The organism is Helicobacter valdiviensis, from assembly GCF_003245365.1.
GTDB classification, from domain to species: Bacteria; Campylobacterota; Campylobacteria; order Campylobacterales; family Helicobacteraceae; genus Helicobacter_D; species Helicobacter_D valdiviensis.
In genome coordinates, this window is record NZ_NBIU01000002.1 from 143,058 (window position 1) to 153,252 (window position 10,195).

Genomic DNA, 10,195 nt, shown 5'->3' on the forward strand with positions numbered 1-10,195 from the left:
ATTAAAATTTTATCTAAATATGATTTATGTATAATATTTTTTTAAAGAAGAACTTGGTGTGCATGGGGGTCCTTTAAAATATTATCAATGATTATGAAAAATTATAACACACAAATTTATTCTTTTAATAAAAAGAAATGGATTTGTATTTATAAGTTTAAATTAGGTAACAAGTAAAAGGGCTAGAAAATATTGAAAAAGAAAAGAGGGTAATCCCAAAAGGGATTAGAAAGAAAAGTTTTCTACTAAATTAAAGTTCAAATAGCGATAAATTTGATCTTTTTTATCTTTAATCTTTTTGGGGATAAGGTTTAGATACTCTTCTTTTGTAGGGATTTTACCCAAAAGTGCACAAAGTGCTGCAAGTTCTGCACTCCCTAGATATACTTGTGCGCCTTTACCCATTCTATTATCAAAGTTTCTAGTAGAAGTAGAGAATACTACAGCATTATCTCTAACGCGTGCTTGATTTCCCATACATAAGCTACAACCAGGAAGTTCGATTCTTGCACCTGCTGCCCCAAAGAGTGAATAATATCCTTCTTTTGTAAGTTGTTGTGCATCCATTTTAGTAGGGGGAGCTACCCAAAGGGTTGTAGGAACCATACCCTCATCCCTTAAAACTTCTCCCAATGCTCTATAATGTCCGATATTTGTCATACAACTTCCTACAAAAACTTCATCAATTTTTTTAGGGCGTTTAGGATCTGCTAAAATCTCACTAAGCGTTGCCACATCATCAGGATCGTTTGGACATGCTAAAATAGGTTCAGTAATCTCTGCTAAATCAATTTCAATAATTGCTGCATATTCTGCATCTTTATCAGCCTTTAGCAATGTTGGATTGTCAATCCATTCTTGCATTCTTTGTGCGCGTCTTTTTAGAGTGGCTGCATTTTCATAGCCATCTTTAATCATTGCTTCAATTAAAGTAATATTGGATTTTAAATATTCAATAATAGGTTCTTTATTGAGTGCTACGGTGCAAGCTGCCGCACTTCTTTCTGCACTTGCATCACTTAGCTCAAAAGCTTGTTCTACTTTTAAATCTTCTAAGCCTTCAATTTCTAAGATTTTTCCGCTAAAAATATTCTTTTTGCCTTTTTTCTCAATGGTTAAAAGTCCTTGTTTGATTGCATAATAAGGAATTGCATTGACAAGATCTCTTAGGGTAATCCCTTCATTCATTTTTCCTTTAAATCTTACCAAAACAGATTCTGGCATATCAAGAGGCATAGAGCCTGTAACGGCCGCAAATGCTACAAGTCCGCTTCCTGCAGGGAAGCTAATTCCAATAGGGAATCTTGTATGTGAATCCCCACCTGTTCCAATAGTATCTGGTAAAACCATACGGTTAAGCCAAGAGTGGATTACTCCATCTCCTGGACGCAATGCTACGCCTCCACGGCTACTCATAAAATTTGGTAAAGTTGCATGGAGTTTTACATCAGCAGGTTTTGGATAAGCGGCTGTGTGGCAGAAACTTTGCAATACAAAATCTGCACTAAAGCCTAAGGAGGCAAGTTCTTTTACTTCGTCTCTTGTCATAGCACCTGTGGTGTCTTGGCTACCTACTGTGGTTACAAGTGGCTCACAATAAGTTCCTGGTAGTATGCCATCAACCCCACAAGCTCTTCCTACCATTTTTTGTGCTAAGCTAAAACCTTTAGCATTTGATTTAGAACCAAGAGGTTTAGCAAAAATTTCTTCTTTGCTCATACCTAGTGCTTCTCTTGCTTTAGCAGTTAATCCTCTTCCGATGATTAGATTAATTCTTCCACCTGCTCTTATTTCATCAGCCATTGTGTTAGGGTTTAAGTTAAAAGTAGAAACTACTTTTCCATCTTTGCAAATTTCTCCTTTGAAAGGATAAATATCAATCACATCACCTTCATTAAGCTCTAAAACAGGTGCAATAATTGGCAAGCAACCACTATCTTCACAGGTATTAAAGAAAATAGGTGCAATTACCCCACCAATTACAAGTCCTCCAGATTTTTTATTTGGAATATAAGGGATTTCTTCTCCCATATGCCATACAAGTGAGTTGCAAGCGGATTTTCTTGAGCTTCCTGTCCCTACAACATCTCCTACATAAACAAGTGGATAACCTTTTTTCTTTAATTCTTCAATTCTAGCAAATGCATTTTGGGTTCTATTTTTTAGCATAGCTTGTGCGTGCAGTGGAATATCACTTCTTGTAAAAGCATCACTTGCTGGACTTAAATCATCTGTATTGGTTTCCCCATCAATTTTAAAAACTACTGCAGTAATTTTCTCACTTAAAGGTGCTTTGCTTAAAAACCATTCTGCATTTGCCCAAGATTCTAGCACTTCTTTTGCAAATTTATTGGTTTTGCTTAAATTTACAATATCATTAAAAGCATCATAAACTAAAAGTGTGTGTTTTAGCGCATTAGCAGCAGCTTGTGCAATGGATTCTTCTTTAGCACTTAATGCATTAATTAGTGGAGAGATATTGTATCCTCCTAACATTGTGCCTAAAAGTTTAATAGCAAGTTCTTTAGAAATACTTTCTACTTTTACTTTGTCTAGGATAATTTCTTCTAAAAACTCTGCTTTAACTTTAGCAGCTTCATCAACTCCTGGTGAAACGCGATTGGAAAGCAAATCAATAAGATATTCTACCTGCTCACCTTTTTTTAGAAGCTCTATGACTTCTTTTACTTGCTCTTTATTTAAAGGAAGAGGTGGGATATTTTGTTTTGCTCTTTGTTCTATTTGCTCTTTGTAATCTTCAAAAAAATTCATTACTATCTCCTTATGCTAAATTAAACTAGCTGTGTTAATCATACAAGCTTTTATGTATAAGTCTTGTTAAATGTAAAAAGTTTTTTAATCTTTTTTGGTTTTTTATATCTTATTATATTAGTAATATATATTAGAATTTTTTTAGTATAAAAGCTTATGTTTAGATAATTAACACTATAAATAAAATCATAGTATTTTAATAATATATACTTGACAATGATTATTTTATAAATTACAATGTTACTAAATTACTCCGAAAATTATATAAGAAGGATTTATAATGGCAACAAAACTTATCCATTCTATAGCAGAAGCTATAGGCAATACTCCACTTTTAAAATTAGAAAGCCTTTCACAAATTTATGGGGCAAATATTTATGCAAAATGTGAATTTTTAAATCCTAGTGGTTCTGTTAAAGACAGAATTGCTAAGGGTATGATAGAAGAGGCACTTCAAAGCAAAAAGATTGATAAAGATACCACTCTTATAGAGCCAACAAGTGGCAATACGGGTATCGGGCTTGCTTCTATTTGTGCAATGTATGGTATTAAGCTTATTTTAACAATGCCAAGTTCTATGAGTATTGAACGAAGAAAATTATTGAGTGCTTTAGGTGCAAAGCTAGAGCTAACACCTCCAGAATTAGGTATGAAAGGTGCTTTAAATAAAGCAATAGAGCTTGAGAGACAAATTCCTAATGCAAAGATTTTAGGACAGTTTGTAAATCCTGCAAATCCACTTACACATCAAAAAACAACAGCTTTAGAGATTTTAGAGGCAATGGAGGGACAAATAGATATATTTGTATCTGCTATTGGCACAGGCGGAACAATCAGTGGAGTTGGAAAAGTGCTAAAAGAGCATAATGAGAAAATAAAAGTTGTAGCATTAGAACCTGCAAAATCTGCTGTGCTTAGCGGAGAGAGTGCAGGAGCACATAAAATTCAAGGGATTGGTGCAGGATTTGTGCCAGAAATTTTAGAAAGAAGTCTTATAGATATTGTCTTAAAAGTAGAAGAAGAAGATGCACAAGAGCAAGCAAGAAATATTGCAAAACAAGAAGGGATTTTAGTAGGTATATCTTCAGGAGCAAATTTGTGGGGAGCTATAGAATGTGCCAAGAAAAATCCAGGTAAGAATATTGTAACCATACTTTGTGATACAGGAGAACGCTATCTTAGCACAGATTTATTTGAATAAATTGATAACAAATGCCAAAAAGGTATTTGTTGAATTTGTGAAATCCTCATTTTATTTTGATTGAAAATTTATAAAAAGAATAGTATTATTATAAAAAGAGTTTTAGATATGTAGGATTTTTAAGATTATGTTAGAATGGAATGAGGAATTTAGCATAAAAAATCAACATCTTGATGGGCAACACAAACAGTTGCTTTCCTATGTAGAAGAAGCCTATATTTTATTAGATAAACCTGCTAGTGAAAAACCTCTCCTTTTAAAAAAACTTGCAAGCAATCTTATTTTGTATGCTAAGAAGCATTTTCAAGATGAAGAAACCTATATGAAGCACATTAATTATATTCATCTTGAGGAGCATAAAGCAATCCATAAAGAGATTATTCAAGGAATAAAAGAAATTATTCAAAATATGAGTGATACACAAGAGAGTGCTAAGAAGTTTTATATTTTCTTAAAAGAGTGGCTTTTGAAACATATTTTAGAAGAGGATAAAAAGATAGAAAGCTACCGTAACCGCATTAGAGAGATTAATGAGATACCTTATAGTCTAGAGATACAAACAAAAATATTGCAAGAAGTTTATAATTCTAAAGCGGGAAATAATCATCTTTATGTGTGTTTGTGTTATCTTAAAGAACATCAAGTATGCGATGCGTTGCATAAGATTATGCAAGAGCAAAATAGCTTCATCCGCTGTAAAATTTGCAAACAGCCTTTAGTAGCACTAAAAAGAGAGGTGCAAGAAAATGAAGAAGCTTTTGAAAAATTAGCAAAAGATTATTTTAAGCAGTTTTAAATGGCATTAAAGTTTGCTCCACAGGGATTTAAGCAGTGCAAAGGAATTTTAGATATTCCTTTATTTATCAAGGAACAATCTAAAAAGTTAAACATAGAACTTGATTATAATCTTTTAGAGGCAAAGACATTTTTTATTAAACAGGGAGAAGAAACTCCTAGAATTGTTTTGGATACAAGTGTATTTAATAAAGATAGTAATTTTTGTGCTAAGGTAAAAATCAAGCAAGTTTATGATATTGAAGTGTATAAAAAGCAAGAACGCCCAAAACGCCCCTTTCATTTTGAATTGCAGTTAGAAGAAAATCAAGTTTTAAAGGCAATTTTATGTATAGATTCCCCTCTTACTTTTAGCGAAAAATTAAAAGAGGAGATTTATCAGGAGCTTTATAAACAATTAATTAGTGAGGGTTATTTAGTAGGCATTAGAGAGTTTTTACAATTAGAAGAGCAAATCAATTCTTTTTTGCGAGAAGTGATTAATAATTCTTATCCAAATAGAAATGTGTTGGAAGTTGCTTGTGGGGTTGCTCCTATTCCTAGAGGGGATGGGAAAATAGTTTATAAGATTAATGTAGAGCTTTTTAAGGAGACTAAAGGAGAGCGTTGTCTTTTAAGTCCAGTTAAAAAGGGAGATTTACTTTTTGTTTATATTAAGCCTACTCTTGGAAGAATAGGGCGTGATTTAAGGGGAACTCTTTTGGTTCCTAATAATCCTATTACTCCTTGCAATTTAAAAGTTTTACAAGGCATTAAAACAAAAGAAAATGAAGAACAAATAGCTTATTTTGCGGGTGTAGATGGTTTTTTAAAAGAGATAGATAAAGATACCTATAGTATTAATCAAAGCATAGAATGTAATGGAGAAGAAAACCAAGTTTTAAATATAGAAGGAGCTACAGATAAAAAGAGTGTGATACAATCTAATATTGCTTTTATCACGACGCATAGGGGAAATATTAAAGCACATACGGTAGTAATAGATACTTTAGAAAAAGGGATTGTAGAGGCTAAGGTGGCTTTTATCAATAATGCTTTGGGGGGAGTGGTTAGGGCAGATTATGTATATATTGCAGAAATGCGATCTTATAATGAAGTTTATGCGCGTTATTCTTTGGTAGTGGATACAGTGAATGGAGATCATAATAGTTTGGAGATTAATCCAGAAAAGTTTGCTTTTATGCGTCGTGATAGATTAGAATATGTAATGCTTTCAGATCAAATTAAAATTAAAATTAGGCATTTGAAGCAGGCTATGGAAGAGATTTATGCTTATTTATTGCCCGCACAAAATAAAGTGCAATTAATTAAAAAAGAATATGAAGATAAAAATGAGCCCATTCCTCAAAAATTTAAAGGCATTATTGAACAATATGATAAAGCACTTTCTCGTTATCAAGATTGTTTAAAAGAGTATAAAGATATTGCAAACCTTTATTATGTTAATGAAAAAAGACTAAAATCCATCAACGAAGCAGCACTCCATGCTAAGATTATGATTAGAAAATCTTGTGTTAGTGCAGAAACTTTTGTGAAATTTAGAATTTATAGTAATGGGCATGAGGAGCTTTTAAAATTACTCTTGCCTAAAACTTCTCCTACAAGATGTTTTAAAGTGGTGCAAGAAGATGATTTTTATCGTTTGCGTTATAATAGTGAGTTAGATTCAAAAGATTTTGAATGGATAGAACGCCTTAAACCAAAATCTCAATAATTAGGAGCTAAGGATGTGCAAAATTATACGCTTTTTAAAAGATGGAGAAGAAAAATTTGGAATTTTAGAAGAAGAAAAAATAAAAGTGCTTGAGGGCATTCAAAAAATAGAGGAACTTTTTAATAAGAATCAAAAAGAAATCCAAGATTTAGCGATTTGCGAGATATTAAAGAAAGAAGTGGAGATTTTATCTCCCATAGATTTTCCTCTTCAAGATGTGATTTGTCTAGGAGTAAATTATTTAGAACATGCAAAAGAATCTTATAAATTTAAAGGTGAAGCGTTTGATGGCAAGAGAGAAGAGGCGGTGTATTTTAGCAAACGGGTTAATCAATGCACTAAACCTTATGGAGAGTTTGCAATACGAGGAATGAGTAATGCCTTAGATTATGAAGTAGAGCTTGCCTTTGTAGTAGGAAAAGATTGCCAAAATATTAGTAAGGAAGAGGCACTAGATTATGTTTTTGGATATAGTGTTGCTAATGATTTATCAGCAAGAGATTTACAAAAAAAACATAAGCAATGGTATGCAGGAAAGAGCTTAGAAGGTGCTTTAGTTTTAGGGCCTTGTGTGGTTTTAAAAGAGAGTTTAAACCCTTTTAATCTTAGCATTCAAAGTTATGTGAATGGAGAGCTAAGGCAAAATAGTAATACAAAAGAGATGATTTTTACAATTCCACACATTTTAAGTGAGCTTTCGCATTATTTTATGATTAAAGCAGGAAGTCTTGTGATTACGGGAACTCCAAGTGGTGCAGGAATGGGGTTTAATCCACCAAAATTTTTAAAAGCAGGTGATGAGGTAAGATGTTGTATAGAGGGGATTGGAGAGATTGTTACAAAGATTATTGAATAACTTAGTAAGTTTTCAAAATTCTCTAAGCTTTTTTTGGCTAAAAGCTAAATACATTTTTGTATGTAAAATTTATAATTATAATAAAGTAAAATGAATTAATTTATTGAAAGGAATTCAAATGGAAAAGCCTAACAAAAGGGTATATTTAGATAATAATGCCACTACAATGTTAGATCCAAAAGCAAAAGAGCTTATGGAGCCTTATTTTTGTGAAAAATATGGAAATCCAAACTCTTTGCATATTTTTGGAACAGAAACACATACAGCCATCAGAGAGGCTTTTAACCATCTCTATGAAGGTATTAATGCTAAAGATGAAGATGATATTATCATCACTTCTTGTGCTACAGAAAGTAACAACTGGGTGCTAAAAGGTGTATATTTTGATCTTTTGCGTAATGGAGAGAAAAATCATATTATTACCACAGAGGTAGAGCATCCTGCTATTCTTTCTACCTGTAGATTTTTAGAGGAACTTGGAGTTGAGGTTACTTATTTGCCAATTGGCGAGAGTGGTAGCCTAGAGGCAAGTGCGGTTGCACAGGCTATTACCCCAAAAACTGCCCTAGTTAGTATTATGTGGGCAAATAATGAAACAGGAATTATTTTTCCTATTGAAGAAATAGGGGCGATTTGTAAAGAAAGAGGAGTTCTTTTTCATACAGATGCAGTGCAAGCAATAGGAAAGATACCGGTGGATGTGCAAAAGTGCAATATTGACTTTTTGAGTTTTTCTGCACATAAATTCCATGGGCCAAAAGGTGTGGGCGGACTTTTTATTAAAAAAGGTAGAAATTTAACTCCACTTTTCCATGGGGGCGAACATATGGGCGGAAGACGCAGTGGAACACTAAATGTGCCTTATATTATCGCTATGGGTGAGGCTATGCGTCAAGCGACTTTATATCTTGATTTTGAAAAAAACAATGTGAGAAGATTAAGGGATAAGCTAGAAGATGCGCTTTTGAGTATTCCAGATACTTTTGTGGTGGGTAATAGAATTAATCGTGTGCCAAATACAATTTTGGTAAGTATTAGAGGAGTTGAAGGCGAGGCAATGCTGTGGGATTTAAATAAATTTGGTATTGCTTGTTCTACAGGTAGTGCGTGTGCAAGTGAGGATTTGGAAGCAAATCCAGTGATGAGTGCTATTGGAGCGGATAAAGAGTTGGCACATACAGCAGTTAGAATCTCTTTAAGCAGATTTACAACAGAAGAAGAAATTGATTATGCAATAGATGTGTTTAAAAAATCTATTGAACGCCTAAGAGCAATTTCAAGTAGTTATTAAAAGGATAAAATATGGCAAAAAATGAATTACTTGGTGGAGCATTATGGGATGCTTATTCTAAAAAAGTAAGTGAGAGAATGGATAATCCAACTCATCTTGGAGTTATTACACAAGAAGAAGCAGATAAAAGAGGCTTAAAGCTTATTGTTGCAGATTATGGTGCTGAAGCTTGTGGAGATGCAGTGAGATTGTATTGGCTTGTAGATTCTAATGATGTGATTGTAGATGCGAAGTTTAAAAGTTTTGGTTGTGGGACTGCTATTGCTAGTTCTGATATGATGGTGGAGCTTTGTTTAGGTAAAAAGGTGCAAGAGGCTGTAAAAATTACAAATATTGATGTAGAAAAAGCATTAAGAGATGAGCCAGATACTCCAGCAGTTCCAGGGCAAAAGATGCATTGCTCTGTAATGGCATATGATGTCATTAAAAAAGCAGCTGCGATGTATTTGGGTAAAAATCCAGAGGATTTTGAAGATGAAATTATCGTATGTGAATGTGCTAGAGTAAGCCTTGGAACACTAAAAGAAGTAATCAAGCTCAATGATTTAAAAAGCGTGGAAGAAATCACAGAATATACCAAAGCAGGTGCATTTTGTAAAAGTTGTATTAAGCCAGGCGGACATGAAGAGAGAGAATATTATCTAGTAGATATATTGCGTGATGTAAGAGCGGAAATGGAAGAGGAAGCTTTAAAAAATAAGGCAGATTCTAGTGCTAAAGGTGAGCTAGATTTTAATTCTATGACAATGGTGCAAAAAATTAAAGCAATTGAAGCTGTGATTGATGAGAAAATCCGTCCTATGCTGATGATGGATGGTGGGAATATGGAAATCATTGACTTAAAAACTACAAGTGATGGTTATTCAGATGTGTATATTCGCTATCTTGGTGCTTGTAGTGGTTGTGCTAGTGGATCTACAGGGACTTTATTTGCTATTGAGTCTGTGCTTCAAGAAGACTTAGATAAGAGTATTAGGGTATTTCCTGTATGATTAAAGGAGAATTTTCTCCTTTAAAGTGTTAATTCCTGCTTTCTTTTTAAATATTCACTTTTAGTGCTTTATAAAGTTTTTAATTCAAAACAATGTTTATAACCGTTATTTTATACTATCAATAAAAAACAAAATAATTTTTAGATATCCGTGTTAAAGAATAAAAGAAGATGAGGTAAAATAGAGATTAAAATTGTTATTAATGATTTTTCTAATATTTGTTTGATGTAATTTAAAATAAAAAACCAATGAAATGAGATTGAATGATAAAAAGCAAGCGATTTAAAAGGATATTTGGTTTATGCGCTTTTATAGGAATAATTAGTAGCATTGCTTATGCTTATAGCATAAGACCTCTACCCAACGCAGAAAAATATAAGCATTTTTTACAAACCAGAAAAGAACCTTTCACTATTTATCTAGCCATAAATACTAATATTAAAAATATTGACAATATATGTCCCAGCAAAGAAAGTGAATGGATACTTAATGATACGAATAAACTTGATCAATGGTATAACCCAAAATTTGGCATATATCTAGGTAAAATTATATTTGATAAAAAAGGTAATAA

At 32.9% G+C, this 10,195-nt stretch carries 7 protein-coding genes and 1 pseudogene; 7 read left to right on the forward strand and 1 reads right to left on the reverse strand.

The genetic code is table 11. The features are described from left to right. Positions 1–225 precede the first annotated feature (225 nt). Positions 226–2,772 carry a bifunctional aconitate hydratase 2/2-methylisocitrate dehydratase gene (acnB, locus tag B6S12_RS01525; RefSeq protein ID WP_111229057.1) on the reverse strand — a complete coding sequence of 849 codons (2,547 nt, stop codon included), beginning with the start codon at positions 2,770–2,772 and terminating at the stop codon, positions 226–228. Positions 2,773–3,052: 280 nt separating this feature from the next. Between acnB and cysK the strand changes: the two genes are divergently transcribed. From cysK to B6S12_RS11340, 7 genes and pseudogenes are all read left to right on the forward strand, one after another. Continuing rightward, complete coding sequence (cysK, locus tag B6S12_RS01530; protein WP_111229058.1) at positions 3,053–3,973, forward strand: cysteine synthase A; 921 nt, start codon at positions 3,053–3,055, stop codon at positions 3,971–3,973. Positions 3,974–4,100: 127 nt separating this feature from the next. Further along, the gene (locus B6S12_RS01535) at positions 4,101–4,769 is read left to right on the forward strand and encodes a bacteriohemerythrin (RefSeq protein ID WP_111229059.1); all 669 of its coding nucleotides are present in this window, start codon (positions 4,101–4,103) and stop codon (positions 4,767–4,769) included. Next, on the forward strand, positions 4,770–6,482 hold the full coding sequence (locus B6S12_RS01540) for a flagellar assembly protein A (protein WP_111229060.1): 1,713 nt from the start codon (positions 4,770–4,772) through the stop codon (positions 6,480–6,482). 13 nt (positions 6,483–6,495) lie between these two features. After that, positions 6,496–7,338: a fumarylacetoacetate hydrolase family protein gene (locus tag B6S12_RS01545; protein WP_111229061.1), complete on the forward strand. Its 843-nt coding sequence runs from the start codon at positions 6,496–6,498 to the stop codon at positions 7,336–7,338. Positions 7,339–7,456: 118 nt separating this feature from the next. After that, positions 7,457–8,629, forward strand: a complete 1,173-nt coding sequence (locus B6S12_RS01550) for a NifS family cysteine desulfurase (RefSeq protein WP_111229062.1) — start codon at positions 7,457–7,459, stop codon at positions 8,627–8,629. An 11-nt stretch (positions 8,630–8,640) separates the two neighbouring features. Next, positions 8,641–9,621 (forward strand): iron-sulfur cluster assembly scaffold protein, encoded by a 981-nt coding sequence (locus tag B6S12_RS01555; protein WP_111229063.1) that lies wholly within the window; start codon positions 8,641–8,643, stop codon positions 9,619–9,621. A 263-nt stretch (positions 9,622–9,884) separates the two neighbouring features. Beyond that, positions 9,885–10,195, forward strand: a pseudogene (locus B6S12_RS11340) (hypothetical protein); the annotation flags it as partial.